The sequence below is a fragment of the Candidatus Nealsonbacteria bacterium genome (assembly GCA_026396195.1).
Lineage (GTDB): Bacteria > Patescibacteriota > Minisyncoccia > Minisyncoccales > JAGGXC01 > JAPLXH01.
On the sequence record JAPLXH010000006.1, the window covers coordinates 21,481 to 44,728 of the forward strand.

At 37.4% G+C, this 23,248-nt stretch carries 33 protein-coding genes, 1 tRNA gene and 1 pseudogene; 3 read left to right on the top strand and 32 right to left on the bottom strand.

The genetic code is table 11. From position 1 onward, the window contains the following. Window positions 1–15: 15 nt before the first annotated feature. The 26 genes and pseudogenes from secY to NTU58_01915 form a co-directional block, all read right to left on the bottom strand. Window positions 16–1,299: a preprotein translocase subunit SecY gene (gene secY / locus NTU58_01790; GenBank protein ID MCX6764419.1), complete on the bottom strand. Its 1,284-nt coding sequence runs from the start codon at window positions 1,297–1,299 to the stop codon at window positions 16–18. 74 nt (window positions 1,300–1,373) lie between these two features. Continuing rightward, window positions 1,374–1,859: a 50S ribosomal protein L15 gene (rplO, locus tag NTU58_01795; GenBank protein ID MCX6764420.1), complete on the bottom strand. Its 486-nt coding sequence runs from the start codon at window positions 1,857–1,859 to the stop codon at window positions 1,374–1,376. Window positions 1,860–1,863: 4 nt separating this feature from the next. Next, window positions 1,864–2,361 (bottom strand): 30S ribosomal protein S5, encoded by a 498-nt coding sequence (locus tag NTU58_01800; protein MCX6764421.1) that lies wholly within the window; start codon window positions 2,359–2,361, stop codon window positions 1,864–1,866. Between the two features lie 15 nt (window positions 2,362–2,376). Continuing rightward, window positions 2,377–2,844, bottom strand: a complete 468-nt coding sequence (locus NTU58_01805; GenBank protein ID MCX6764422.1) for a 50S ribosomal protein L18 — start codon at window positions 2,842–2,844, stop codon at window positions 2,377–2,379. 15 nt (window positions 2,845–2,859) lie between these two features. Further along, window positions 2,860–3,408: a 50S ribosomal protein L6 gene (rplF, locus tag NTU58_01810; protein ID MCX6764423.1), complete on the bottom strand. Its 549-nt coding sequence runs from the start codon at window positions 3,406–3,408 to the stop codon at window positions 2,860–2,862. A gap of 11 nt (window positions 3,409–3,419) precedes the next feature. Next, entirely contained in the window at window positions 3,420–3,809 is a 390-nt protein-coding gene (gene rpsH / locus NTU58_01815; GenBank protein MCX6764424.1) for a 30S ribosomal protein S8, read from the bottom strand. A gap of 19 nt (window positions 3,810–3,828) precedes the next feature. Further along, window positions 3,829–4,014, bottom strand: coding sequence for a type Z 30S ribosomal protein S14 (locus tag NTU58_01820; GenBank protein MCX6764425.1), 186 nt, complete (start codon window positions 4,012–4,014; stop codon window positions 3,829–3,831). Window positions 4,015–4,029: 15 nt separating this feature from the next. Further along, window positions 4,030–4,614 (bottom strand): 50S ribosomal protein L5, encoded by a 585-nt coding sequence (gene rplE / locus NTU58_01825; GenBank protein MCX6764426.1) that lies wholly within the window; start codon window positions 4,612–4,614, stop codon window positions 4,030–4,032. Window positions 4,615–4,629: 15 nt separating this feature from the next. After that, complete coding sequence (gene rplX / locus NTU58_01830; protein MCX6764427.1) at window positions 4,630–4,935, bottom strand: 50S ribosomal protein L24; 306 nt, start codon at window positions 4,933–4,935, stop codon at window positions 4,630–4,632. A 10-nt stretch (window positions 4,936–4,945) separates the two neighbouring features. Further along, the gene (gene rplN / locus NTU58_01835) at window positions 4,946–5,314 is read right to left on the bottom strand and encodes a 50S ribosomal protein L14 (protein ID MCX6764428.1); all 369 of its coding nucleotides are present in this window, start codon (window positions 5,312–5,314) and stop codon (window positions 4,946–4,948) included. A 12-nt stretch (window positions 5,315–5,326) separates the two neighbouring features. After that, window positions 5,327–5,560, bottom strand: a complete 234-nt coding sequence (gene rpsQ / locus NTU58_01840; GenBank protein MCX6764429.1) for a 30S ribosomal protein S17 — start codon at window positions 5,558–5,560, stop codon at window positions 5,327–5,329. A 9-nt stretch (window positions 5,561–5,569) separates the two neighbouring features. Then, window positions 5,570–5,755 (bottom strand): 50S ribosomal protein L29, encoded by a 186-nt coding sequence (gene rpmC, locus NTU58_01845; GenBank protein MCX6764430.1) that lies wholly within the window; start codon window positions 5,753–5,755, stop codon window positions 5,570–5,572. Then, on the bottom strand, window positions 5,742–6,164 hold the full coding sequence (gene rplP, locus NTU58_01850) for a 50S ribosomal protein L16 (GenBank protein ID MCX6764431.1): 423 nt from the start codon (window positions 6,162–6,164) through the stop codon (window positions 5,742–5,744). Before rplP ends, rpmC begins: the two co-directional genes overlap by 14 nt. A 5-nt stretch (window positions 6,165–6,169) precedes the next feature. Then, window positions 6,170–6,814, bottom strand: a complete 645-nt coding sequence (gene rpsC, locus NTU58_01855) for a 30S ribosomal protein S3 (protein MCX6764432.1) — start codon at window positions 6,812–6,814, stop codon at window positions 6,170–6,172. A 216-nt stretch (window positions 6,815–7,030) separates the two neighbouring features. Continuing rightward, window positions 7,031–7,357, bottom strand: a pseudogene (rplV, locus tag NTU58_01860) (50S ribosomal protein L22). Window positions 7,358–7,365: 8 nt separating this feature from the next. After that, entirely contained in the window at window positions 7,366–7,704 is a 339-nt protein-coding gene (gene rpsS, locus NTU58_01865; GenBank protein ID MCX6764433.1) for a 30S ribosomal protein S19, read from the bottom strand. 49 nt (window positions 7,705–7,753) lie between these two features. Next, window positions 7,754–8,587, bottom strand: coding sequence for a 50S ribosomal protein L2 (rplB, locus tag NTU58_01870; GenBank protein ID MCX6764434.1), 834 nt, complete (start codon window positions 8,585–8,587; stop codon window positions 7,754–7,756). Window positions 8,588–8,594: 7 nt separating this feature from the next. Next, window positions 8,595–9,068, bottom strand: a complete 474-nt coding sequence (rplW, locus tag NTU58_01875; GenBank protein MCX6764435.1) for a 50S ribosomal protein L23 — start codon at window positions 9,066–9,068, stop codon at window positions 8,595–8,597. A gap of 4 nt (window positions 9,069–9,072) precedes the next feature. Beyond that, a complete protein-coding gene (rplD, locus tag NTU58_01880) occupies window positions 9,073–9,702 on the bottom strand; it encodes a 50S ribosomal protein L4 (GenBank protein MCX6764436.1) in 630 nt (209 codons plus the stop codon). Between the two features lie 4 nt (window positions 9,703–9,706). Continuing rightward, a complete protein-coding gene (gene rplC / locus NTU58_01885) occupies window positions 9,707–10,291 on the bottom strand; it encodes a 50S ribosomal protein L3 (protein MCX6764437.1) in 585 nt (194 codons plus the stop codon). Between the two features lie 164 nt (window positions 10,292–10,455). Then, complete coding sequence (gene rpsJ, locus NTU58_01890; GenBank protein ID MCX6764438.1) at window positions 10,456–10,770, bottom strand: 30S ribosomal protein S10; 315 nt, start codon at window positions 10,768–10,770, stop codon at window positions 10,456–10,458. Window positions 10,771–10,924: 154 nt separating this feature from the next. Beyond that, the gene (gene tuf / locus NTU58_01895; GenBank protein ID MCX6764439.1) at window positions 10,925–12,124 is read right to left on the bottom strand and encodes an elongation factor Tu; all 1,200 of its coding nucleotides are present in this window, start codon (window positions 12,122–12,124) and stop codon (window positions 10,925–10,927) included. 149 nt (window positions 12,125–12,273) lie between these two features. Next, window positions 12,274–14,379 carry an elongation factor G gene (gene fusA / locus NTU58_01900; GenBank protein MCX6764440.1) on the bottom strand — a complete coding sequence of 702 codons (2,106 nt, stop codon included), beginning with the start codon at window positions 14,377–14,379 and terminating at the stop codon, window positions 12,274–12,276. Window positions 14,380–14,575: 196 nt separating this feature from the next. Further along, complete coding sequence (gene rpsG, locus NTU58_01905) at window positions 14,576–15,034, bottom strand: 30S ribosomal protein S7 (protein ID MCX6764441.1); 459 nt, start codon at window positions 15,032–15,034, stop codon at window positions 14,576–14,578. Between the two features lie 3 nt (window positions 15,035–15,037). After that, window positions 15,038–15,454 (bottom strand): 30S ribosomal protein S12, encoded by a 417-nt coding sequence (gene rpsL / locus NTU58_01910; GenBank protein ID MCX6764442.1) that lies wholly within the window; start codon window positions 15,452–15,454, stop codon window positions 15,038–15,040. A gap of 81 nt (window positions 15,455–15,535) precedes the next feature. After that, window positions 15,536–16,153 (bottom strand): site-2 protease family protein, encoded by a 618-nt coding sequence (locus NTU58_01915; protein ID MCX6764443.1) that lies wholly within the window; start codon window positions 16,151–16,153, stop codon window positions 15,536–15,538. An 83-nt stretch (window positions 16,154–16,236) separates the two neighbouring features. On the opposite strand from NTU58_01915, the gene NTU58_01920 reads away from it, so the two are divergent. The 3 genes from NTU58_01920 (at window position 16,237) to NTU58_01930 (ending at window position 17,552) form a co-directional block, all read left to right on the top strand. Continuing rightward, window positions 16,237–16,425: a 50S ribosomal protein L28 gene (locus NTU58_01920; protein MCX6764444.1), complete on the top strand. Its 189-nt coding sequence runs from the start codon at window positions 16,237–16,239 to the stop codon at window positions 16,423–16,425. 14 nt (window positions 16,426–16,439) lie between these two features. Then, window positions 16,440–16,511 (top strand) — tRNA-Pro (locus tag NTU58_01925). Window positions 16,512–16,517: 6 nt separating this feature from the next. Next, window positions 16,518–17,552 (top strand): iron-containing alcohol dehydrogenase, encoded by a 1,035-nt coding sequence (locus NTU58_01930; GenBank protein MCX6764445.1) that lies wholly within the window; start codon window positions 16,518–16,520, stop codon window positions 17,550–17,552. A 267-nt stretch (window positions 17,553–17,819) separates the two neighbouring features. On the opposite strand, the gene NTU58_01935 is transcribed toward NTU58_01930, so the two are convergent. The 6 genes from NTU58_01935 to NTU58_01960 all read right to left on the bottom strand — a co-directional run bounded on the left by NTU58_01935 (window position 17,820) and on the right by NTU58_01960 (window position 23,214). Continuing rightward, the gene (locus NTU58_01935) at window positions 17,820–18,881 is read right to left on the bottom strand and encodes a nucleoside monophosphate kinase (protein ID MCX6764446.1); all 1,062 of its coding nucleotides are present in this window, start codon (window positions 18,879–18,881) and stop codon (window positions 17,820–17,822) included. 8 nt (window positions 18,882–18,889) lie between these two features. Then, window positions 18,890–19,759 (bottom strand): ComEC/Rec2 family competence protein, encoded by an 870-nt coding sequence (locus NTU58_01940; protein ID MCX6764447.1) that lies wholly within the window; start codon window positions 19,757–19,759, stop codon window positions 18,890–18,892. 8 nt (window positions 19,760–19,767) lie between these two features. Next, on the bottom strand, window positions 19,768–20,535 hold the full coding sequence (locus NTU58_01945) for a hypothetical protein (GenBank protein MCX6764448.1): 768 nt from the start codon (window positions 20,533–20,535) through the stop codon (window positions 19,768–19,770). Window positions 20,536–20,581: 46 nt separating this feature from the next. Beyond that, a complete protein-coding gene (locus tag NTU58_01950; protein ID MCX6764449.1) occupies window positions 20,582–21,709 on the bottom strand; it encodes a hypothetical protein in 1,128 nt (375 codons plus the stop codon). A 107-nt stretch (window positions 21,710–21,816) separates the two neighbouring features. Beyond that, on the bottom strand, window positions 21,817–21,978 hold the full coding sequence (locus tag NTU58_01955; protein ID MCX6764450.1) for a DUF5679 domain-containing protein: 162 nt from the start codon (window positions 21,976–21,978) through the stop codon (window positions 21,817–21,819). Window positions 21,979–22,083: 105 nt separating this feature from the next. Next, a complete protein-coding gene (locus tag NTU58_01960; GenBank protein ID MCX6764451.1) occupies window positions 22,084–23,214 on the bottom strand; it encodes a hypothetical protein in 1,131 nt (376 codons plus the stop codon). Window positions 23,215–23,248: the final 34 nt, after the last annotated feature.

Here is a 23,248-nt window from a genome sequence, read left to right on the forward strand (position 1 = left end):
TTTTTAATTTAAAGACTAAAAAGTATCGTATTCTCTCATTTTCAACTGGGCTTTGATTTGCCTCATTGTTTCCAGAACTACGCTGACCACGATCAGCAAAGAAGTTCCGCCCACTAAAAATCTGAAAGACTGCACTCCCGTTGTCCCCTGGACAATAGAGGGTAAAACAGCAATAGTGCCTAAAAACATAGCGCCGATAAATAATATTCTGTTTAAAATATATTTTATAAAGTCGGCCGTATTTTTTCCCGGCCTGATGCCCGGGATAAAACCTCCCATTTTCTGAAGATTGGAAGCAATGGTTTCAGGGTTAAAGGTTACGGCCGTATAAAAGAAAGTAAAAAGAAAAACCAAAATAAAATAAAAAATTCCGTAAATCCAAGGATTTTGAAGAGAGGTGCTGACACTCGTAGCCAGATTAGATAAAAATTGATTTCCGGCTCCCGCAAAAAAAGCGGATATCATGCCCGGAATCATCATAATGGATATTGCAAAAATTATGGGAATAACTCCGGCCGGATTAATATTTAAAGGCAAATAAGTGGAAACTCCGCCGTAAAGTTTCATTCCTCTGACTCTTTTGGCGTAAGAAACCGGAATATTCCTCCGAGCTTCGTTAACTAAAACTACTCCGAAAATAATAATCAGGGAAGCTGCGATAAACAAAAGATAGGAAGGAATTTCAGACGCTCCGCCGCCGCCGGATATCATTTGCCTGATATTTGAGGGAATCCCGGCAATAATTCCGGCAAAGATCAAAAGAGAGGTGCCGTTACCGATTCCCTTTTCGGAAATTAACTCTCCCAGCCACATTAAAAATACGCTGCCGGCGATTATCGTCAAAACGGAAGTTAAAAGTAAATTCGGAGACATGGAAGGAATCAATCCTTGGCGCTGGAACAAAACCAGCATTGAAAATCCCTGAACCGCAGCCAAAGGAACCGTTAAAATCCGGCCGTACTGATTAAATTTTTGCCGGCCCGATTCCCCTTCTTCTTTATACATTTTTTCAAAAGAAGGAAAAATCATGGTCAACAATTGTAAAATAATGGTCGCGGTGATGTAAGGGCCCAACCCCAGCATCACGATAGAAACTTTGTTTAAAGCCCCGCCGGTAAAAAGGTTCAAAAGCCCGAATATTTGATTATTTGCAAAAAAATCTATCAATCTTGCCCTGTCTATCCCGGGAACCGGAATATTGGCCATAATCCTGAAAACAACGAAAATAAACAAAACAAAAAGTATTTTTTTTCTCAGGTCTGGAATTTTAAAAATTTGAATAAAGTTTTTTAACCACATAATAAATTAAATTATAAACTCAAAGGTCAAAGTTCAAAACCAAAGCTTTTAAACTTAAAAACTTCTTTCTGTTCTTATAAGTTTTTGGCTTTAAGTTGTGGTTTTGCATTTTGAGTTTTGCACTTTGAGTTAGTTATAGAACCGCCGGCTTTTTCTATTTTTTCTTTAGCGCTTTTAGAAAACTGGAAGCCTTCAAAAATTAAAACTTTTTTTATTTCTCCGCTTCCTAAAATTTTAATCTGGGGAATGTTTCTTTTTTGGGCGCGGATAATTTTTTTATCAACTAAAATTTCCGGCGTGATTTTTTCGTTTTCTTTAAATTTCTTCTGCAAGTTCCCGATATTTATTATAACAAGATTTTTAATTTTTGTATTAAAACGATAACCCCTTAATTTGGGATATTTTTTTATCAATTCCCTGATAATGGGTTTGAATTTTGCCCCTGCTCTGACGTTTTGTCCTTTTACCCCTCTGCCGGAATAACTTCCTCTTTTTCCTCCCCGTCCTATTCTTTTTTTCCCTTTTCTGGAATGAGTTGGTTTTAATTGATGCAACTGCATAAAATTATTTTTTACTTTCTTTGTTTTTAAAATTATCGAAGGTCTTTTTCAGATTATCAAAGGCCTTCAAAGTGGCTTTGGCGTTATTAATCTTGTTTCTTGATTTTGACAATACCTTGGAAGAAACGTCCTGAATCCCGGCCAGCTCGCAAATTGTTCTTACGACTCCGCCGGCCACCAAGCCCCGGCCTTTTATTTGAGGCCTGATTAAAATTCTGGCTGCTCCAAACTTAGCCTCAACGTCAAAAGGAACGGTCCCGTTGACAATCGGAACTTCGACTAAATTCTTTTTGGCGAATTTTGTCGATTTTTCAATCGACTGAGCGACATCAACCCCTTTGCCGACGCCCAACCCGACTCGTCCTTTTCTGTCTCCCACTATCATCACCGCCCTGAATTTAAGACGGCGCCCCCCTCCGGTCATTCTTTCCACCCTGCTTAAATCCAATAATTTTGAATCGAATTCGTCTTTTTGTTTTATTTTTTCTTCTCTTCTGAACATAATTAAAAAAATTAATTAAAATTCTAAACCTCCTTCTCGGGCGCCCTCGGCCAAAAATCGGACTCGGCCGTGATAAGCAAATCCGCCCCGGTCAAAAACCACTTTTTTTATTTTATTTTCCAGTGCTTTTTGGGCAATCAATTTTCCGACCTCAAAAGCCAAAACTTCTTTCGAACCGAGAGCTCTTTTTTCCTTAATTTTTGGTTTTTGTGCGGATTTTCCGTCAGTTTTATTCTCTTTATCCGCCGCAATTTCAGCAGAAATGGATTTTTTTTCAACCTTATCGCTGATTTTTGTTTTTTTAATTTCAAAATCCTTGGCGCTCAAAATAACCCGATTTTTTTCATCATCGATCAAATTACAATAAATGTGGTTAGCTGACCTGAAAACGCAAAGACGGGGAACCTGGGCCGTTCTGGAAATCTTAGCTCTGATTCTTTTGTGTTTCCTTTTAATTCTTGCTTTTTTTATTGAAATTGCCATATTTTTTAATCAAATTTAAGCGCCCGTGGAAGAAACTACTTTCTTGCCTTCTTTCAGTTTTATCACTTCCCCTAAATATCTTATTCCTTTGTCTTTATAAGCATCGGGCGGCCTTATTCTCCTTATTTTAGCAGCCGTCTCTCCGACCAATTGCTTGTCAAATCCTGAGACAATAATAATATTTTTTTCTACAATAAACTTAATGCCTTCGATTTTTTTCATTTTTACGGGATGGCTGAATCCTACCTGCAAAACCAAATCCTCTCCTTCTAAGTTGACCTTGAAACCTATTCCTTTGATTTCTAATTTTTTTTCAAAACCGTCAGTAACGCCCTTAACCATGTTAAATAAAAGAGCGCGGGTTGTTCCCCAAAAAGCGCCGGTTTTTTTAATTTTAATTTTCGGAGTGATAAAAAGCTTATCCTCTTTCAAGGAAACTTCAATTTCCCGGCGAATTTCCTGAGAAAGTTCACCTTTGGGGCCTTTTATTAAAATTTTCCCTTTCTCTATTTTTACCTCAACGCCCTTAGGGATTGTGATGAATTTTTTTCCTACTCTGGACATAATTTTAAATTTTACCAAATTTCAAACATTAATTCTCCTCCCGTTTTATTTTTTCTCGCTTCCTTGCCTGTCATTAACCCCTTGGGAGTAGAAATTACGGATATGCCATATCCGCTTCTGACTTTTTTTATTTCAGAAACAGAGACGTAAACTCTCCGTCCCGGCTTTGAAATTCTCTTAAATTTGGAGATGGCGGGACAATCTCCTTCATATTTTAATTTAATTCTTATCGCCTTTTTTTCTTTTTTAATGCTTTTTTCAACCTCTCCTAATATATTTTCCCTCTCTAGAAGCTTGGCAATGTTATATTTTAAATCAGAAAAAGGAATCTTAACCTCGGGATGTAAGACGGCTTGCGCGTTCCTTATTTGATTAAACATGTCTGTAATTGGGTCTGTCATAATTTCAAAATATTTTTAATTACCACGAAGATTTTTTAACGCCGGGAATCAAACCTCGGTTAGCCATTTCTCTGAAACAAATCCGGCACAAACCGAACTTCCTCATATAAGCTCTTTTTCGGCCGCACTTAAAACATCTTCGCACCAATCTCGTGCTGAATTTGGGTTTCCTTTTTGATTTGGCAATTTGAGATTTTATCGCCATATTATTAATTTAATCTTACTTTAATTCTTTATTTTTAATTGGGAATCCCATTAATTTCAGAAGTTCCAATCCTTCGTCTTTATTTTTAGCATTAGTCGCCACTATCACTTCGAATCCGAAAATCTGCCTTGCTCTTTCCGGAGAAACTTCCGGAAAAACAATGTGTTCTCTAAGGCCTATCGTAAGGTTCCCGGATTTGTCTATTGATTTTTCTTCAATTCCTTTAAAATCCCTGGATCTGGGCAGTCCTATGGAAATCAATCTTTCCAAAAAATCGTACATCTTTCTTTTTCTCAGGGTACACATTGCGCCTATCGCCATGCCTTCCCTGATTTTAAAAGCCGCGATTGATTTTTTGGCTTTGGTTAAAACCAATTTCTGGCCGGCAATCAAGGCCAAATCCTGTAAAATAAAGTTTTGAATTTTCTTTCTTTCTTCCGAAGAAGCCTCTCCGGCAACCTGCCTGCCAAAACCGACATTTATCACCGCTTTATTAATTTTAGGAACCGCCATGCTGTTAGGATAACCGAATTTCTCCTTCATTTTGGGAATGACTTCTTTTTGATATTTTGATTGTAAATTTGGAATTCCTTTGCTCATGCAATTAAATAAACTTTATATTGTCTCTTTGCATTTTTTACAAATTCTAAATTTTTCTTTTTCAACGATTTTTACCCCCAATCTCGTCGGCTTCCCGCATTTTGGACAAATCAATTTTACTTTTGAAGCCGGAAAAGGATAAGGAAGGGACACTATCTGCCCTTTTTCTCCTGATTTTTTCGGTTTTACGTGCTTTTTTATCAAATTCGCTCCTTCAACCGTAATTTTTTCAGATTCGGGCAAAGCCCTAAGAACCTTGCCTTTTTTGCCTCGGTATTTTCCTGAAATTATGAGAACTTGGTCATTCTTTTTTATTTTCATTTTTTTTATTTTATACCAATTCTTCAGCCAAAGTAGCTATCTTTTCAAATCCTCTTTCTTTTAATTCCTTGGGAATGGGACCGAAAATTCTTCCGCCTTTCGGCTCTTTTTTCGCATCAATAATAACAATCGCATTTTCATCAAAACGGATATAAGTGCCGTCTTTCCGGCGAAAATTCTTTTTTTGCCTCACGAGCACCGCCCTTAAAACCTGATGTTTTTTGACTTCTCTCCGAGGCTCGGCTTTCTTGATAACCACCACAATCTGGTCTCCGATTTGGGCGAATTTTTTATTGCTTCCGCCCAAAACGGTAATACACTGAGCCACCTTGGCTCCGCTATTATCCGCTACTTTTAACATGCTTCTAAGCTGTATCATTTTTTTAAAAAATTATATTTTTTTAATAACCACCCATTTCTTGTCTTTGCTGAGAGGCCTGCACTCTTCAATCAAAACCTTGTCTCCCGTCTTGAATTCTTTTTTTTCATCATGGGCTTTGTATTTTTTATGAATGGTGTATCTTTTTTTATATTTAGAATGGAATTTGTTTCTTTCAACCGATACCACCACTGTTTTTTGCATTTTGTCGGATATGACTTCTCCCTTTAATTGATGTTTTGGCATATTTTAAAATTATTTTTTGCAGTTTTTTATTGTCATAATTCTGGCAATATCTTTTTTCGTCTCCCTGATTTCCCTTACGTTTTTTACCTTGCCGGAAACCAAATCAAAATTAAGCTTCCCTATTTTTTCGGATAATTCTAAAAATAGTTTATCCACCTCGGTTTTTGATTTTTGGCGAATTTCAGATATTTTCATCTTTTTTAACAAATTTAGTTTTAATTGGCAACTTAGCGCCCGCTATCTTAAAAGCTTCCCGGGCCTGTTCCTCGCTTATACCTTCCAATTCAAAAATAATCCGGCCGGGCTTTATTGGAAAAGCGTAAAATTCCACTCCGCCCTTTCCTCCGCCCATCGGTGTTTCCACTCCCTTGCTGGTAATGGGTTTGTCCGGAAAAATCCGAACCCATAACTTTCCTCCTTTCTTCAGATATCTGATAATAGCTCTCCTGGCCGCCTCAATTTGCCTGGCATTAATCCACTTGGTCCCCATGCTTTTCAATCCGAAAGTGCCGAAAGCAATCTCAGTTCCTCTGGTCTCTATCCCTTTAGAGCGTCCTTTTTGCCATTTTCTGTGTTTTACTCTTTTTGGATTAAGTAATGCCATATTTTTTAATCAAATTTGTCTCCTTTGTATATCCAAACTTTAACTCCTATTTTTCCGTAAGTGCAAAGAGCCGCCGTTTCACCGTAATCAATATCCGCTCTCAATGTCTGGCGAGGCAATCTGCCTTCTTTCAGCCACTCTCTCCTGGCGATTTCTTTTCCGTCAAGCCGTCCGGAAACCTGAACCCTGACTCCTTTTGCTTCTTTGTGAACCATAACCTTGCCGATGGCTTGTTTTAAAACCTTTCTGAAGCGGGACCTTTTCTCTATTTGTTGGGCAATCCATTGGGCCACCAGCTGGGCTTTTATCCAAGGATCTTTTACTCCCTTTATTTCTATTTTTAAAATTCTTTTCTTGTCTGATTTTAAAATCTTATCTTTAATGTATTTTATCAGCATTTCTATTCCTTCCCCGCCCCGGCCGATTACAATGCCGGGTCTTGCCGTAGAAATAATAATGTTAATTTTGCCGGGAAATCTCTCAATCTCAATTTTTTCTATTGATGCTTCTTTTAATTTTTTATCCAAAAAATCTCTGATCCTCAAATCCTCCTCTAAATATTGGGGGGTGTTTTTCATGCTTATCCAGCGGGAATCCCAGTCGCCGATGTCTCTTATTCTGAACGCTTTTGGGTGAACTTTATGTGTCATATATATTTGAAATTACATTGCTTTCCTTTGAAATATCCTTTTAGGGGTGGGTTTTATTTCCGACTTTTTCATTGTTTTTAAATCTTTAAATTTAAATTTGGCTTCTTTTTTAATTTCAGGCTTCCTGTCTTCTGTTTTTTCTTTAATTTCCTCAATTTTTCTTGCCTTTCCTTTTGCGATTTTTTGTTTGTTTTTTAAATCGGCTGTCTCTTCTATTTCTTTTAAAACTAAAACAATATGGGATGTCTTTTTTTGAATTTCGTAGGCCTGGCCTCGGGCTCGGGGCATAAACCTTTTTAATTTCGGCCCGTCGTTAACCAGAAGTTTTGATATATAAAAATTATTTTCATCCAATCCGAAATTATTTTTAGCATTAGCCATCGCGCTTTTTAAAAGTTTTGCCAAGGGAAGGGTCGCTCTTTTAGAAACAAATTTTAAAATATTCTGAGCTTTCTCAACTTTTTTACCTCTTATCAAATCGGCCACTAATCTGACTTTTCTTGCCGATATTCTTAAATAATTTAATTTAGCGATAACTTCCATTTTTTTAATTATTTTTTAGTTCCTTCTTTTTCTTTTTGAACCACTGTCTGTTCTTTTTCAACTGCTTGCGCCTCCAAGTCGCGCTGCATCCTTCCGCCGTGTCTTGAAAAACGGGTTGTCGGAGCAAACTCCCCAAGTTTGTGCCCGACCATTTCTTCGTTTACGGTCACCTGGACATGTTCTTTCCCGTTATGGACTCCAAAAACCAAATCAATCATTTCCGGAGTAATGGTGGAAGACCTGCACCAAGTCTTAATAATGGCTTTCTTGCCTGAAGCTTTCATCTTTTCTATTTTTTCCAAAAGTCTTGAATCCACAAAAGGGCCTTTTTTAAGCGATCTTGCCATGTTTTTTTAATTATTTTTTGTTTTTTTGCATTATAATTTATTTCTCAAACTATCTGACTCCTTTTTGGCGGCGGGACACTATGAATTTATCGGAATATTTTTTTCTTTTTCTTGTTTTTACTCCTTTGGCATGCTTTCCCCAGGGAGTTTTAGGATACTTCAAGCCGATAGGCGTGCTTCCTTCTCCTCCGCCATGAGGATGGTCGCAGGGATTCATCGCTGTCCCCCGAACTCTCGGCCTTACTCCCATGTGGCGCGCTCTTCCGGCCTTGCCTATAACTATAAATCTGTTTTCCGGACAAGAAATCTGGCCGATGGAAGCGAAACAATCTCCTAAAACTTTTCTGACTTCCGTGGAAGGAAACTTTATCTGGCAATATTTGTTTTCATGGGCTAAAACCACGGCCGAAGAACCCGCTCCCCTGACTAATTTTCCCCCCTGGCCGGGAATCAATTCAATATTATAAACCGCGGTCCCTACGGGAATATTTTTTACTTTCATTCGGTTGCCCCCTGAAATCGGAGCCTCTTCCGCAAAAATAATTTCGTCACCCACTTTTAAATTGTGGGAAGCGATAATATATTTCCTTTCTTTGTCAGGGTATTCCAATAAAGCTAAAAAAGCTGTCCGGTTCGGGTCGTATTCCAAAGCAATTACTTTGGCTTTTACATCTAATCTTTGCTGGCCGAATTCAATAATCCGGTAAATTTTTCTGGCCCCGCCTCCCTGATGCCTGGAAGTAATGCGGCCGGTATTATTTCTTCCGCCTTGTTTTTTCAAAGACACCAACAAATTTTTTTCCGGTCTTTTTTTCGTTAAAACCGTAAAGTCCTTGCTCATCATATGTCTCCTTGAGGGAGTTGTGGGTTTATAGCTTTTCATAAAAAAATTATCTTGGCAAAATTTCTATTTTTTGTCCTTCTTTTACTTTAATAATGGCTTTTTTATATCCTTTTTGCCAACCCTCATGCCTTCCCAACCTTCTTTTTCTCGCCGGAATGTTTATAATCCTCACCGTCAAAACATCAATGCCGTACAGGTCTTGGACCGCTTTTTTAATTTCTATTTTATTGGCTCTTGAATAAACCTTAAAAACGTATTTATTTTTTGCCACCAAATCCGTTGCTTTTTCGGTAACGTGGGGTCCTTTTAAAATCCACCTTTCTTCGCCCCGGGTTATTTTTTTAATTTTAATTTTTGGCTCCTCAATCTTTACTTCTTTTTTTTCCGGTTTTTTCTCAACCTCTTTCTTTTCCGGAATCTTCGCCGGCTTTTTTTCCGTCTTCTTTTTCGCCTTCTTTTCTTTCCAGGGCTTTTTTAAGGCTTCTTTTTTATTTTTTTTAAATTTGTCTAAAAAGCTCATAAATTTATTTTAAAAACGTTTCTCTTATCATTTTTACCGATTCTTTCGGCAGAATTAAATACTTGGAAGAAAGCAAATCCAAAACATTCAAATTCCTTGCTTCAAGAGTTTTCAATCTCGGAATGTTTCTGGCTGATAAAACTATTTTTTTATCCAATTTTGGCAAAGATATCAGGCAACTTTCGCTTTTGCAGGGAAGTTTTTTTAAAATTTCGGCCATTGTCTTTGTTTTTATATTTTCTATTTCAATTTTATCCAAAACTATTAAAAAGTTTTCTTTGGCTTTAACGCTCAAAACCATAAACAAAGCCTTTCTTCTCATTTTCTGGGGCATATCTCTTTTAAAAACTCTTTGTTTTCTCGGCCCGAAAGTCACTCCGCCGCCTTTCCAAAGAGGAGAACGGATGGAGCCGTGTCGGGCGCGGCCGGTTCCCTTCTGTTGCCAAGGTTTCTTTCCTCCGCCCCTCACTTCGCTTCGGTCTTTGGTATGGGCGATAACCTGCCGGCGATTGCCTTTTTGGATGGTTACTGCCTGATGGACTAAATCCGAATTAAAAGGAACTTCAAATATTTCCTTGGGAAGCAAGGCCTCGCTGACTGCTTTTCCTTCTTGATTATAAACTTTAATTTTCATAAATCTATTCTTTAATTTCCAACAAGGTCCCTCTTCGGCCCGGAACCGCTCCTTTTACGGCTAAAATATTGTTTTCTTTATCTATCTTGGCAATCTTTAAATTTCTTACTGTTATTCTTGCAAACCCCATATGGCCTGCCATTCTTCTACCTTTAATTACGTGCTGGGGATAACGGCAGCCTATTGACCCCAAAGTTCTTGATTCATGTTTTATTCCGTGGGCAAAACCCCTGTCCCTGAATCCCCATCTTTTTACCGCTCCCTGAAAACCCTTTCCCTTTGAAATGCCGGAAATTCTTACCTTGTCTCCTTCTTTAAAAATGGAAAGGTCTATCTCCTGTCCTAATTTTAAATCTTCGTTATTTTTAAATTCTTTTAAATATTTAAATTCTTTTTTGTTTTCGGTTTTTTTAATATTTTTTGTTTTTTTAATGAAACCCAATTGAACGGCCTCGTACCCGTCTTTTTCTTTATTTTTCACTTGCAAAACTTTGCAAGGCCCGGCTTCAATCAGAGTTACGGGAACAACTTCTCCTTTTTCATTGAATATCTGGGACATTTCTAATTTTTGACCAAGAATGAATTTCATAATTTCGAAGCTTTAGCGAAAAATTATATAGTTTCCGCCAAAATTGAACTCTATATATTTATCAACGCAAAACTGGGCTACTAGCCCAGCCTAGACTAGTCTAATAAATTTTAAAAATATCTTATTTTTAAAAAAATTGCATATTTATTAATGAAAAATAGCAATTAAGTTTTCATTTCGATATCCACTCCGGCCGGCATATTTAAATCCCTTAAGGTGTCTATTATTTTCCCCGAAGGGTTTAAAATCTCAATCAATCTTTTGTGGATTCTCATTTCAAATTGCTCTCTGGCATCTTTATGCACAAAAGTAGAACGGTTAACCGTATATTTATGAATTTCGGTCGGCAAAGGAATGGGACCTAAAACTTCTCCTCCGCATCGCAGAATGCTCTCTACGATTTGCTTAGCGCTGTTATCAATAATCTTATGGTCATAAGCTCTAAGCTTAACCCTAAGTTTAGGTCTTTCTCCTTCAATCTCTTTTTCCTTTAATTCTTTTTCAATGACTTTCTTCTTAGAAGTCACGGTATTCTTCTTGGAAATCATCTTTTAGCTTTATCTCGTCTTATTTATTTTATCATATGCCTTTGGGCATATATTCAAGGTTCTGTCTTTGATAAAAGACATGTCCTTACTTTTTTATCTTAGTCACTACTCCGGATCCCACGGTTTTGCCTCCTTCTCTGATGGCAAATCTTTGTAATTCTTGCATGGCTACCGGGGCAATCAACTTGACGCTTACATTGGCCGTATCTCCGGGCATCACCATTTCGGCGCCGGCAGCTAAAGTAACGTCCCCGGTCACATCGGTCGTTCTTACGTAAAACTGGGGCTTATAACCTGTAAAAAACGGAGTATGACGGCCTCCTTCTTCCTTTGTTAAAATATAAACTTCAGCATCGAACTCGGTATGGGGAGTTATGGAACCCGGTTTAGCTAATACCTGCCCTCTCTCAATATCTTCTTTTTTTGTTCCTCTTAACAAAATTCCAACGTTATCTCCGGCTCTCCCTTCGTCCAAAGATTTATTAAACATTTCAACGCTAACTACCGTTGTTTTTTGGGTCGGGCGAATGCCGACTATTTCAACATCTTCTCCGGACTTAATTATTCCTTTTTCAATTCTACCTGTAGCCACTGTCCCTCTTCCGGCAATAGAAAAAACATCCTCAACCGACATCAAAAATGGCTTATCAATTTCTCTTTTGGGTTCAGGAATATAATCATCCAAAGCTTTGGCTAAGTCCAAAATCGGTTTGGCGTCAGGGTCATCGGCTGATTTAACTTCTAAAGCTTTTACAGCAGAACCCCTGATAATCGGAATCTCGTCTCCGGGAAATTCATATTTCTTCAAAAGCTCCCTTACTTCCGATTCCACCAAATTAATAATTTCCGGGTCGTCTACCGCGTCGCATTTATTTAAAAATACCACCAAACAAGGCAAGCCGACTTGGCGGGCCAATAAAATATGTTCTCTGGTTTGAGGCATCGGTCCGTCAGGAGCTGACACCACTAAAATAGCACCATCCATCTGGGCGGCGCCGGTAATCATATTTTTAATATAATCAGCGTGTCCCGGACAATCAATATGAGCATAATGGCGTTTTTCGGTCTCGTACTCTACGTGGCAAATATTAATGGTCAATCCTCGGGCTTTTTCTTCCGGGGCTGAGTCAATTTCATTAATTCCCTTTTCAGAAGCTTTAAATCCTTTAAGTTTTAAAACTTTAAGAATTGCCGCTGTAAGAGTGGTTTTACCGTGGTCAACGTGGCCGATAGTTCCTATATTTAAGTGAGGCTTTGTTCTATCAAATTTTGCTTTTTCTACCATGTTTTTTGTTGCAATCAACTGTCTGAATAACTAAAAAATTTAATTACTTAAACAGTTCACTGCGTGATTTTTTATTATTTATTATTATTTATTAATTTTAATTTTAATAATTTATATATTACAAAAATTCAAAGATAAAGTCAACCCTTTTATCGTCTTTTTCCTTCAATTATCTCTTGGGCAATATTCTGAGGCACTTGTTCATAATGGTCAAATTCCATTGTAGATGTTCCTCGGCCTTCAGTCAATGATCTTAAAGCAGTGACATATCCAAACATTTCTGATAATGGCACTTTAGCATCTATAACTTTTAAATTTAACCTATCTTTTGTCTCATCAATACTGCCTCTTCTTGAATTTAGGTCGCCGATAGTGTCGCCAAAAAATTCAGCAGGTATTACCACCTCCAATTTCATTAAAGGCTCCAATAAAACTGGCTTTGCTTTTCTGCATGCTGATTGAAACGCCATGGAGCCTGCGATTTTAAAAGCAATTTCCGAAGAGTCCACTTCGTGGAAGGAGCCGTCGTAAAGAGTCACCTCTATGTCCACCATGGGATAACCGGCCACCACTCCCTTACCCATCGCCTCTTTTATTCCTTTTTCAGTTGCCGGAATAAATTCTCTGGGAATTACTCCTCCCTTAATGTCATCAATAAATTCAAAACCCTCTCCCCTTGCTTTAGGCTTTACCTTTAACCAAACGTGTCCGTATTGGCCCCGGCCTCCCGACTGTTTGATATATTTTCCCTCGGCCTCCGCGGAATCGTTTATTGTTTCTTTATAAGCCACTTGCGGCCTACCCACGTTAGCTTCAACATTGAACTCTCTTTTCATTCTGTCGGCAATAACATCCAAGTGCAATTCTCCCATGCCGGAAATAATAGTTTCTCCTGTGTCGTGGTCGGATTTTACTTTAAAAGTCGGGTCTTCTTCGGATAATTTTCTCAAAGCCAAGCCCATTCTTTCCTGGTCAGCTTTGGTTTTAGGTTCAATCCTGATGGAAATAACCGGTTCCGGAAAAACCATTTGTTCCAAAACCACCGGATTCGATTCATCGCAAAGAGTGTTCCCGGTGGAAGTTTTTTTCAAACCAACGGTAGCGGCAATATCACCGGCATAGAGAGAGTCCACTTCTTCCCGATGCTGGGCATGCATTCTTAAAATCCGGCCGATTCTTTCCTTTTCGTTGGTATTAGAATTTAATAAATAAGAACCTTTTTGCAATGAACCGGAATAAACTCGAAAATAAGTTAAAGTTCCGACATAAGGGTCGGAAGCCACTTTAAAAGCCAGAGCGGAAAAAGGCTCTTGGTCTAAGGGATTTCTTTCAACTTCTTTGCCGGTTCTGGGGTCAATTCCCTTTATTGGCGGCAAATCAATAGGTGAGGGCAAATATTCGCAAATTCCGTCCAATAAGGGCTGAATTCCCTTGTTTTTTAAAGCCGAGCCGACGAAAACCGGAATAATCTTATAGCTGCAAACCGATTTTCTGATGACTTTTTTTATTTCTTCAACCGAAGGTTCTTCGCCCGCCAAATATTTTTCCAATAAAAACTCATCTTCAGCAACCACTTTGTCCAGTAATTTTTTCCGCCATTCTTTGGCCGTTTCCAATAAATCCTGGGAAAGTTCTTCTTCGATTAGTTCTTCTCCGCTCTCCCCCTTAGATGTTATTGCTTTCATTTTTAATAAATCAATCACCCCTTCAAATTTCTCTTCCTCGCCGATTGGAATTTGAACGGCCATGGCATTGGGAGAAAGCTTAAACCAAATGGATTCCATGTCTTTTTTAAAATCAGCCCCCATCCGGTCCATTTTATTAATAAAACAAATTCGAGGAACGGAATATTTATCAGCTTGACGCCAAACTGTTTCCGATTGCGGTTCCACTCCGGCTACTCCGTCAAAAACAACAACCGCTCCGTCCAAAACTCTTAAAGACCTTTGAACTTCAACGGTAAAATCAATGTGGCCGGGAGTGTCTATAATATTAATCCTGTATTCCCTTCCCTTAACAGCTTTGGTTTCGCCGGGAGTCCAGAAACAAGTGGTGGCGGCGGAAGTAATGGTTATTCCCCGTTCTCTTTCCTGAATCATCCAGTCCATAATTGCTTCTCCTTCATGAACTTCTCCAATTTTATGGGAAATTCCGGTGTAAAACAAAATTCGCTCACTGACCGTTGTTTTGCCGGCGTCAATGTGAGCTATGATTCCGATGTCTCTATATCTTTCTATTGGATATTGTCTCGGCATAAAATAAAAAAAACTAATATCTAATTTTAATTTATGAATAAACTTTTAGGCGAGGTATGAATTTCAAAGGCAGCTTTCGGAGTCCTACCAGTACGGTTTCCGATTAAATCGGAATGGCGGGACGAGAACGCAGACCTCAAAATCTCGCTGGGATTTTGAAGGTCGATGACTTTGAAATTTACAACGAGCCGTCTATTTACCAATTAAAACGGGCAAAAGCTCGGTTAGCTTCAGCCATGCGGTGAGTGTCTTCTTTCTTTTTTATGGCTTTTCCGGTATTTTCAGCGGAGGCCATTATTTCTTCGGCTAATTTTTTCGCCATTCCTTTTCCTTTTTTTGACCTTGCCGCATCAATAATCCATCTGGTAGCTAAAGTCAAAGCCCTTTCTCTTTCCACGGGAACGGGCACCTGATAGGTTGCGCCTCCGACTCTTTTTGGCCTGACTTCAACCAAGGGAGTGGCATTTTTTAAAGCCTCTTCAAAAACCAGAAGAGGTTCTTTGTTTTTCTTTTTAATCTCATCGAAAGCATCGTAAACAATTTTTTCGGCGGTAGTTTTTTTTCCCTTTTTCATCACCTTATTAATAAAAACCGCCACGCTCACGCTGTTGTGGATGTAATCAGGTTGGATTGTTCTTTTTTTAATCTTTGCCATATTTTATTCGGATTTAGGTCTTTTAGCTCCGTATTTTGATCTTTGCTGTTTTCGGCCTTCGACTCCGGCGGTGTCCAAAACGCCCCGCACAATGTGATATCTTACTCCGGGCAAATCCTTAACCCTTCCGCCTCTTATTAAAACAATCGCGTGTTCCTGCAGATTATGTCCCTCCCCGCCGATGTAAGCAGTTACTTCTTTGCCATTACTTAATCTTACCCTTGCCACTTTTCTCAAAGCGGAATTCGGTTTCTTTGGGGTCACGGTTGAAACCTTAATACAAACTCCTCTTTTAAAGGGAGCTAAATATTTTATTTTTCTATTTTTTAAAACGTTAAAACCGAACTTTAAAGCTCTGCTCGCTTGAAGCTTTTTGATTGATTTTCTCGGATTTTTAATTAATTGATGAATAGTCGACATAGTATAATTACAAAATTAATCAAGCGTTTAGCGCTTGAGTTTTAAATTATCAAAAAAAACCAAAGGTGTCAATAGTTTTTTTTAAAAAATTATAGGCATCCCTACGAGTAATTTATAAATTAGGGAAATTAAGGGGCCCAAAAATCGGAAAAGAACAAAAACAACAAAAATTAAAATGAAAAATTGATACTGCGTTAAAAAAATTCTGATTTCTCTGGTTATCGCGGATTCCGGCAAAAAAGTGAATAAAAGATGGGAACCGTCCAAGGGAGGAATGGGAATCAAATTAAATAAAAATAAAACCAAATTTATAAAAACAACGTAACTGAAAAGATTATAAAGTCCGAACGTTAAAGGCGCAAATCTCAAAATCATTCCGAAAACGAAAGCAAGAATAAAATTGGCAGCAGGCCCGGCCAAAGCCACTTTCGCTTCGCCGTATTTTTTATCAATAAAGTTTGCCGGATTTATCGGAACCGGTTTTGCCCAACCAAAAAGCACGGGGCTCTGAAAAATAAGTAAAATCAGGGGAATGAAAACTGAACCCATCGGGTCTAAGTGTTTTACGGGATTCAAGCTGAGACGCCCCGCCATTTTTGCCGTAGGGTCTCCCAAATAATCAGCCACTGCTCCGTGGGCGACTTCGTGAATCACAACCGACAAAATTAAGATAACAAAAGAAAAAATAACAAAAATCATATTTGATATTTAACTGATATATAAAATGATAGCAAAGATTACAACCCTTGCCAAGTCATTTCAAAAAAGATATATTATTTTATATGTCTAGAATTTGCCAAATTTGTGATAAGGGCGGTTCAGTGGTGGGAAAAATAGTAAAATCCAGAAGTAAATACAATCCCACCAAGAATTCGAGGAAACATCCCAATCTTCAATGGACTCGCCTTACCAGTGGAAAAAAAGTTTTAGCTTGTACCCGATGCATTAAAAAAACCGCTAAAAACAAATAATTTTTATTTCAGCGCGGGGCATAGTGTATCGGCAACATTCGCCCTTGGGGTGGGCGCGACAGTGGGTTCGACTCCCACTGCCCCGACTTTTTATGGAAATTCAACTTCTTCTTAGAATCCACAAACTCCTTAAGGAAAGAAGAATAAAATTAGGATTGTTTAAGGACGAGAAAAAAGCCCTAAAGAAAATTAAAAGAAAAGAAATCATCACTAATAACAGTGATTTTAATATTAACTTGCTTAAAGAAGCAGGATTTATTTTTTTCCACATAGTTAATAAAGCTGACCTTGAAACCGTGGAAAAAGTTAAAGCGGAAATGAGAGATATCGGAACGCGGGAAATCGTAGGAATCGGCGGCGGAAAAGCAATTGATGTGGCAAAAAAAGTGGCAGCGGACTTAAAAATAAGACTAATCTCCTTCCCTACCGCTCCCTCCCATGATGGCTTAATCTCCAAAAACTGTTCCTTATATTCCGGAAACAAAAGAGAAACAATGACAGCGGTTTATCCTTCGGATCTGATTATTCCTTTAAATTTATGGAGAAATTCGGGAAATTTAAGAAAATCAGGCATTTGCGATTTGCTCTCCAACTTGATTGCCCTTCAGGATATAAGCTTGGCCGAAAGAAAAGGAGAAAAATTTGAAGACCTTTATAAATACTTAAGTTTTCAAGCCACAAAACTAATTCACGTGGAAAAAGAAAAACACTTGGCTTACGGCCTGATAATTTCCGGCTTGGCCATGGAAAAAACTTCAAGGTATTGTTCGGGCTCCGAACACCATTTTGAAAGATTGTTCGCTGAAAAAATTCCCGATATCTATCTCCACGGCCAATTAGCGGGAGCCGGTACTTTAATTTCAGCTAAAATATATTCGAAGTTTTCAGATAACTTCAAAAAATTAAGATTTGACTCTAAAAATTTATTTGAAGTCGTGGTTGAAGAAATGAAAAAAGAAAATCTTCTTGAATTTGCCATAGAACCTTTAAAAGATACTAACTTTGACCCCGAATGGTTAAAAGACCTTTCCCAAATAAGGCAAGACCGCTATTCTCTCTGGAATGAAATCAATTCGGGAGACCTTGACTGGAAATCTATAATTGAAGAAATTAAGCTTACCTCTTAGAAAATAAAACCACTCTTTTTAAAGAGTGTAATTAACGAGTCCCGTTTTTCCCTTAGAGGATTTCTGTAAAATAATTCAAGTGGGTGTTCACACTTCACCGCCAAGGCGGTGAAAAATTTTGAACTCCCTAATAAAAGTTTTTGTTGCAGAATCTAGCTAAAGGAATTTAAACAGGACTCTATCTTATTTTAAGAGTTTAACAACCCGCGTCAAGGGGTTGTTTTTTTTGGCTGATGGCGTGTTACTTGAGGCAATTATCTCAAATGACTACAATCCCAGTATCTCCACTAACTGTTTAATCATTGAAACAACAACCGGTGGTGGCATTAAACTATAAGCAGGAATGCCTTCGTCGTCGTTAACCTGCCAAGGTTTTTCAATTACTTTTATTTTCTTACCGGACATTTCATATCCAAATTCCGGAGTTACCTCATAATCATCAACAAAATCTTTTGCCTCTTTCACGGGAATTGAATTCCTTAAAATAACCTTGGGAATGCCATAAAGATTAAATGCTTTTTCAATTAATTCTTGGTCAAGCTTCAACCTGGCCCTTATTGGCTCAATCCCCAGCTGGTCCCCTTCTTTCATCACCATTTTCACTTTCTTGCAAGCAGGGTTATCGCACATTAAATAAAATTCTTTTGTGGTTTTATCAAATCCTATTTTGGAAGTGGGCAGTAATTTATGGTTTCTTGAGGTTTTGCAAACCGGACAAATCCTCCTGTATTTTATTCTCTCATTAATTACCGCTTCCGGAACATCAATTAAAACAAAAACATCCGGGTCCTGCCGGTAGTTAATCAGCTCCCTGAAAAACAAAGAATAAGATATCTGGTCCAATCCCCTCGGAAAACCATCAACAAAAAGGGCTTTTCTGGGCATTTTACTGATTTCTCTTTTTACCAAAGACAAAATGAACTCGGTTGGCAGTAAAGTCTTGGTGTCGCGGTTCATCATCGCTTCCAGGGTCTCCTCAAGAGAAATATAACCCCGATAATCTTGTTTTAACCATTTAATCAACTCCTCTTTTTTCTTTTCATCAGTAATCGCTTCCTCGTGAATCTGCCTCACCACGTCTCCAATGGATACATGAGCCACCTTGTCCGGACTTACTATTTCTCCAAACATCTTGGCATATGTCCCCTTGCCTGAATTTTTCTTGCCCAATAAATAAGCGATAAAAGTATTCTTTTTCAAATACTCTCTCAGTTTTTTAATTTCCGGCCCGGCTTTCAACTCAAAATATTTTTGGCGCTCTTTTGGGTCGTTTAAATCAAATCGTTTTTTTTGTCCCTCCAGTTTGGTTTTGAAAATAGGAAATTTCATAAAGTTAATTAATTATTTATTTGATAATCAATTCCATTGCTTATTATTTTAATGTCGCCTTCAAGGTCGGTTCTCATAATATTTTTTATACCATATTCTTCCAAGGTTTCCAAAGTTTCCGTAGCCGGATGTCCGTATTTATTGTCTTTGCCCACCTGAATAATTGCCACTTTCGGTGAAACTTTTTCGATAAATTTGGGAGCGCTGGAATTTTTGCTGCCATGATGCGCCACTTTCAGAAAATCGGATTTTAAGTTCTCCCCTTCCTGTAAAATTTCATTTTCCACGGATTTATAAATATCACCGGTAAATAAAAATGATTGCTCGCCAAAATCCAATCTCATGACAATTGAAGAATTGTTCAAGCTTTTCGGTTCCTGTCCCTCCAAGCTTTCAAAGGGATATAAAACTTCAAAAACTGCTCCGTCAGCTATAATTTTCTCGCCGGCTTGAGCCATCACCACTCTGGCGTTCTCTTTTCCTAAGGCCGTTTTCCATTCTTGATATTCTGGCCCTTCGCTGATAACTCCTGTCCACAAAATATTTTCCACCTTATAACTCTTTAAAATTTCAATGAGTCCTGAAACGTGGTCAAAATCAGGATGGGTCAAAATTACCAAATCAATTGTCCTATCCCAAAAAGGCATTTCATTCCCCAGCTTTTCCAAGACCGTGGAGTCCGGCCCGCCGTCAATTAAAATCTGATGCCCTTGGGGTGTCTCAATAAAAACACTGTCCCCTTGTCCTACATCAAAAAAAGAAACCTCAAGCATTTGAGGCTGGCTAAAATCAAAAATCGCGAGCCAGGTCAAAAAATTAGCTAAAAATAAAATCCCAATCAAAACCGGGATAAGTTTTTTAATTTTTTCGGAAATCATTTATTTTTTTAATCAATAAACTTAAAAGTGGAAAGCATTTGATTGAAGATTTCCTTTTGAGGCGTAGTTACAGAAAAACGAAAATAAATATTTGATTTGCAAAATTCAATTTCGTCTTCAGCAATATTTTGTTTCAAAAACTCATTAACACTATTGTTAGAAAAATTCGTATAACTTGAACAATTAAAATATCCTCCTGGTGCCACATAGAAAATCACATCTGCTTCATTTTTAATAAGGTCTTTGCTGTTTGGAGCAAAAATAAAAGATTGAGGATTAATCCCTTCAATGAATTCGATCTGGCCAGGACCTAATCTTCCTGGAAATTCAGATGTTGTTTTCCATTCCGGTGGATACTTCACTTCAAACCCATACTCCTCATTCCTGTAAGTCTGCCAGCCCTTCGTAGCTAAAGCTTCGGAGGACGAGCTGGCGGTTTCGTTTTGGGGCCAAACAAACTCACATTTATTCTCAACACATTTACAATTAGGATTAACAGGCATTTTGCAAATAATATTTGTTGAACATTTTTCATCTTTTGATACACAAGCACAGCCACAAGTATATTTGCAATCCCCATCAGAATTACAACTCTTATTACATAAATCACGATTTTTATCAGAACATTTTTTCTCCGGAATCTTTATTTCTGGAAACTTAATTGCTAGTTCTTTCTGCGTCTCTGAATACTGTAAAATAGTAAAACTAGCCAATGCAACGGATAGGATTAATATAATACCAATGGCTAATGGAGTTGAGATTTTTTGTTTGAGCATAGTTTTAATTTTTTATCATAATAATTAAATAAAAAGACAGTCGACATCACCGCCAAGATAAAATACCACCTTTACACGTAATGTCTTTCTCTTTTTTTGTATCTATATCAATAACTAAACATTTCACAATAGAATCATCAATATCGGGACCAATCCATTTATTAATTTTTGTTAAATATTTAACTTCATTTTTTATTATTCTTATATCGGAGACTCCCATGTTCATAAAAGAACCTAATATAACCTTGGGAACGGTTATTTCTTTTAATTCTTTTGTTTCTTTATTTAATAAATTATATAAAAAAAGTTTTACTGTTCCATTGCGATTATCTATGTCAATGTACGATTCTGGTTCCATACCAAATCTTTCAGATGGATAAATTATAATATTCCCCGCCTCAATTGGCTCTGTCTGTTTTTCCTCAACGTTAAAAACCTTAGAATAAACTATATTATTATCATAGATTTCAAGACAAGTGGCTGATCCATTTAACTCTTCAGGTAAGGCTTCTTTTTTATCTGTCTCTATATCATAAAGATAAAATTTTCTATCTTCTCGAAAGATAACTTTATTCTTTCTGCCGACAAAACAACTGTAACCCGTCGAAGTTTTAAGCAATGGCTTCATTTTCTTGGTATTTATATCAAAGAGAACTAATTCCTGATTTGGATTAAAATCGTCAATTATTTTTTTAATTATTATTTTATCTTTATGCGCACGGTATTCTCTAGCCCTTATGGATATTAATTCTTCTTGTTTTTCTGTGTTTATATCATAAAAGTACATTTTCCATTCTTTACGATTGTCTCGACTTTCTACCCAAACTATTTTATCTTCCGACAAGAATTTACTTAAAATTATAGCTGGTTCTTTGGTGACTTTAATGGTTCTTTTTTCTGGTATTATCATTAAATAAAGATTATCTTTAGATTCTCTTGGATCAGTTTCTTCATCAGATTCTGTCCAAATAACTGCTTTTTCATTGGTAAATGAACAACGAGCAAAACATCTTTCTTTTGCTTTTTTGTCTAAAGTCTGAATCGTCAACGATATAATTTCTCCTATCTTTGTATCTATTTCTCTTTTATGCTGCAAAAAAGTAAAACTGCCTAACGCAACAGATAGGATTAATATAATACCAATGGCTAATGGAGTGGATATTTTTTTGTTCATAATATTTTATTCTACCACAAAAACGCAGCGGAGAGCCTGTTGGTTCTCCGCTAGAGTGATTTTTTTCTTTTTTAAAAAAGAAATTAAACAATTCTTCTCCTGAAAAATTATTTTTTACTGGGAAGGAATTTGAACATTTTTGTTCCACAGTCAGGGCAAGTTCCGGTTGCGGCTCTTCTTTTTGTGCCGCCCTTTCCGCCCACGCTCACTTCTTTCTCGTTCTTTATCTCCTTTTTTTTCTTACACTTTACGCAATATGCTTCTGCCATATAAATTTTGAAAAATTATTTAAGAGTACGACCTTTTTAAAGCTTTGTATGATTTTACCTTAATTTAAGCAAAGAATAAAGCAATTATCCACAAGCTAGCCCATTTTACCCGAATGTCAGGAAATTCGGCTTGAAAATCAATAAAATTCCCAGAATAAGCATAAGGACGCCGGCAATCAAAGTTGAATACTTATTATACTTATCCGAGAAGTCAAAATGCCTCAAGGTGAAGAAAGCGAAGCCGAAAACTATAAAATCGTCCAGCATATAGAATATATTATAAAAAAACATATAAAGGTAATATTGGAGAGTTCCGATATTCTGAAGCGTTAAAACGCGGGTAAACACCACCGGAAAACCAGCTGAGCAGAAAAATTCTATCATATTCACCCCGAAAGCCAAGGCAATGACTCCCAAAATCGTGGCCGGCAGGGCTTTTGGCATTAAAACTTTATTAATTTTATTAAAAAGCTTTTCCTTGCCTGAATCCCCCACAACTTTGCAGGTCGCCGGCTTCCAGGTAAAAAAGTCCTTTATTCTCAAAACGCCAAAACCAATTCCGAAAACTCCTATAAGCATTCGGGTGATTGTAACATATTGAATAAATAAAAAGGCGTTAAGCCAGGCGGTCATAAAAAGAAAATAAAGAAGTCCTTCGGCAAAAATAAATATCCCGCCTATCAAGGCAATTTTCTTGCGAGATTTGCTTGCAAGCAAAAGAGAAATCAGCATCACCAAAACCCACATCGCGCAGGGATTAAACCCGTCCAAAGTTCCCAAAACCACAGTTAAAACCGGCAAAGAAACCTTGGAAGCATCAACTTCTCCCAGAAAAGGAACTTTAATGGTTTTAGAAGAACCCCCATTCATACCTAAACATTCCATTAAGCAAGTTTCAATGTCCTTGCCTGTCTGGTCGTTAAATCCGACAAAATATTTAGTTGGAGTAAAAGTTACGGGCACATATCCTTTTTCATTGTCAGGAACATTATATTTCTGGTAAAAATCCTCTAAAACTTTTTTGTTCTCGGGGTTGTGAACCACTTCATAAGATTTTATTTCGATTCCCGGATATTTTTGCTTCAAGGTCTCCAAAAATTTCTCTTCTGCGGCGCAATGAGGACAGGTTGAACTATAGAAAAAATTAACCTCGGCTTTCTTTCCTTGAGCCAGAGCCAAATTAAAATTAGCCAACAAAAAACAGAAAATTAAAGCAAATAAAATTAATTTCTTCATAGATGAATAATTTATGATACCAGATTAGCTGATT

Coding starts and splice junctions, on each gene's coding strand:
- NTU58_01950 (MCX6764449.1), bottom strand. CDS start 21,709: ATGAACAAAAAAATATCCACTCCATTAGCCATTGGTATTATATTAATC.
- NTU58_01930 (MCX6764445.1), top strand. CDS start 16,518: ATGGAAATTCAACTTCTTCTTAGAATCCACAAACTCCTTAAGGAAAGA.
- rpsS (MCX6764433.1), bottom strand. CDS start 7,704: ATGGCAAGATCGCTTAAAAAAGGCCCTTTTGTGGATTCAAGACTTTTG.
- rplW (MCX6764435.1), bottom strand. CDS start 9,068: ATGAGCTTTTTAGACAAATTTAAAAAAAATAAAAAAGAAGCCTTAAAA.
- NTU58_01915 (MCX6764443.1), bottom strand. CDS start 16,153: ATGATTTTTGTTATTTTTTCTTTTGTTATCTTAATTTTGTCGGTTGTG.
- rpsH (MCX6764424.1), bottom strand. CDS start 3,809: ATGACAGACCCAATTACAGACATGTTTAATCAAATAAGGAACGCGCAA.
- rpsL (MCX6764442.1), bottom strand. CDS start 15,454: ATGTCGACTATTCATCAATTAATTAAAAATCCGAGAAAATCAATCAAA.
- rplO (MCX6764420.1), bottom strand. CDS start 1,859: ATGCAGTTGCATCAATTAAAACCAACTCATTCCAGAAAAGGGAAAAAA.
- NTU58_01935 (MCX6764446.1), bottom strand. CDS start 18,881: ATGAAATTTCCTATTTTCAAAACCAAACTGGAGGGACAAAAAAAACGA.
- NTU58_01940 (MCX6764447.1), bottom strand. CDS start 19,759: ATGATTTCCGAAAAAATTAAAAAACTTATCCCGGTTTTGATTGGGATT.
- rpsG (MCX6764441.1), bottom strand. CDS start 15,034: ATGGCAAAGATTAAAAAAAGAACAATCCAACCTGATTACATCCACAAC.
- fusA (MCX6764440.1), bottom strand. CDS start 14,379: ATGCCGAGACAATATCCAATAGAAAGATATAGAGACATCGGAATCATA.
- rpmC (MCX6764430.1), bottom strand. CDS start 5,755: ATGAAAATATCTGAAATTCGCCAAAAATCAAAAACCGAGGTGGATAAA.
- secY (MCX6764419.1), bottom strand. CDS start 1,299: ATGTGGTTAAAAAACTTTATTCAAATTTTTAAAATTCCAGACCTGAGA.
- rplE (MCX6764426.1), bottom strand. CDS start 4,614: ATGAGCAAAGGAATTCCAAATTTACAATCAAAATATCAAAAAGAAGTC.
- tuf (MCX6764439.1), bottom strand. CDS start 12,124: ATGGTAGAAAAAGCAAAATTTGATAGAACAAAGCCTCACTTAAATATA.
- NTU58_01955 (MCX6764450.1), bottom strand. CDS start 21,978: ATGGCAGAAGCATATTGCGTAAAGTGTAAGAAAAAAAAGGAGATAAAG.
- NTU58_01805 (MCX6764422.1), bottom strand. CDS start 2,844: ATGGCAATTTCAATAAAAAAAGCAAGAATTAAAAGGAAACACAAAAGA.
- NTU58_01820 (MCX6764425.1), bottom strand. CDS start 4,014: ATGGCGATAAAATCTCAAATTGCCAAATCAAAAAGGAAACCCAAATTC.
- NTU58_01960 (MCX6764451.1), bottom strand. CDS start 23,214: ATGAAGAAATTAATTTTATTTGCTTTAATTTTCTGTTTTTTGTTGGCT.
- rplB (MCX6764434.1), bottom strand. CDS start 8,587: ATGAAAAGCTATAAACCCACAACTCCCTCAAGGAGACATATGATGAGC.
- rpsC (MCX6764432.1), bottom strand. CDS start 6,814: ATGACACATAAAGTTCACCCAAAAGCGTTCAGAATAAGAGACATCGGC.
- rplP (MCX6764431.1), bottom strand. CDS start 6,164: ATGGCATTACTTAATCCAAAAAGAGTAAAACACAGAAAATGGCAAAAA.
- NTU58_01920 (MCX6764444.1), top strand. CDS start 16,237: ATGTCTAGAATTTGCCAAATTTGTGATAAGGGCGGTTCAGTGGTGGGA.
- rplN (MCX6764428.1), bottom strand. CDS start 5,314: ATGATACAGCTTAGAAGCATGTTAAAAGTAGCGGATAATAGCGGAGCC.
- rplC (MCX6764437.1), bottom strand. CDS start 10,291: ATGAAATTCATTCTTGGTCAAAAATTAGAAATGTCCCAGATATTCAAT.
- rplF (MCX6764423.1), bottom strand. CDS start 3,408: ATGTCCAGAGTAGGAAAAAAATTCATCACAATCCCTAAGGGCGTTGAG.
- rplD (MCX6764436.1), bottom strand. CDS start 9,702: ATGAAAATTAAAGTTTATAATCAAGAAGGAAAAGCAGTCAGCGAGGCC.
- rpsQ (MCX6764429.1), bottom strand. CDS start 5,560: ATGCCAAAACATCAATTAAAGGGAGAAGTCATATCCGACAAAATGCAA.
- NTU58_01800 (MCX6764421.1), bottom strand. CDS start 2,361: ATGTTCAGAAGAGAAGAAAAAATAAAACAAAAAGACGAATTCGATTCA.
- NTU58_01945 (MCX6764448.1), bottom strand. CDS start 20,535: ATGCTCAAACAAAAAATCTCAACTCCATTAGCCATTGGTATTATATTA.
- rplX (MCX6764427.1), bottom strand. CDS start 4,935: ATGAAAATAAAAAAGAATGACCAAGTTCTCATAATTTCAGGAAAATAC.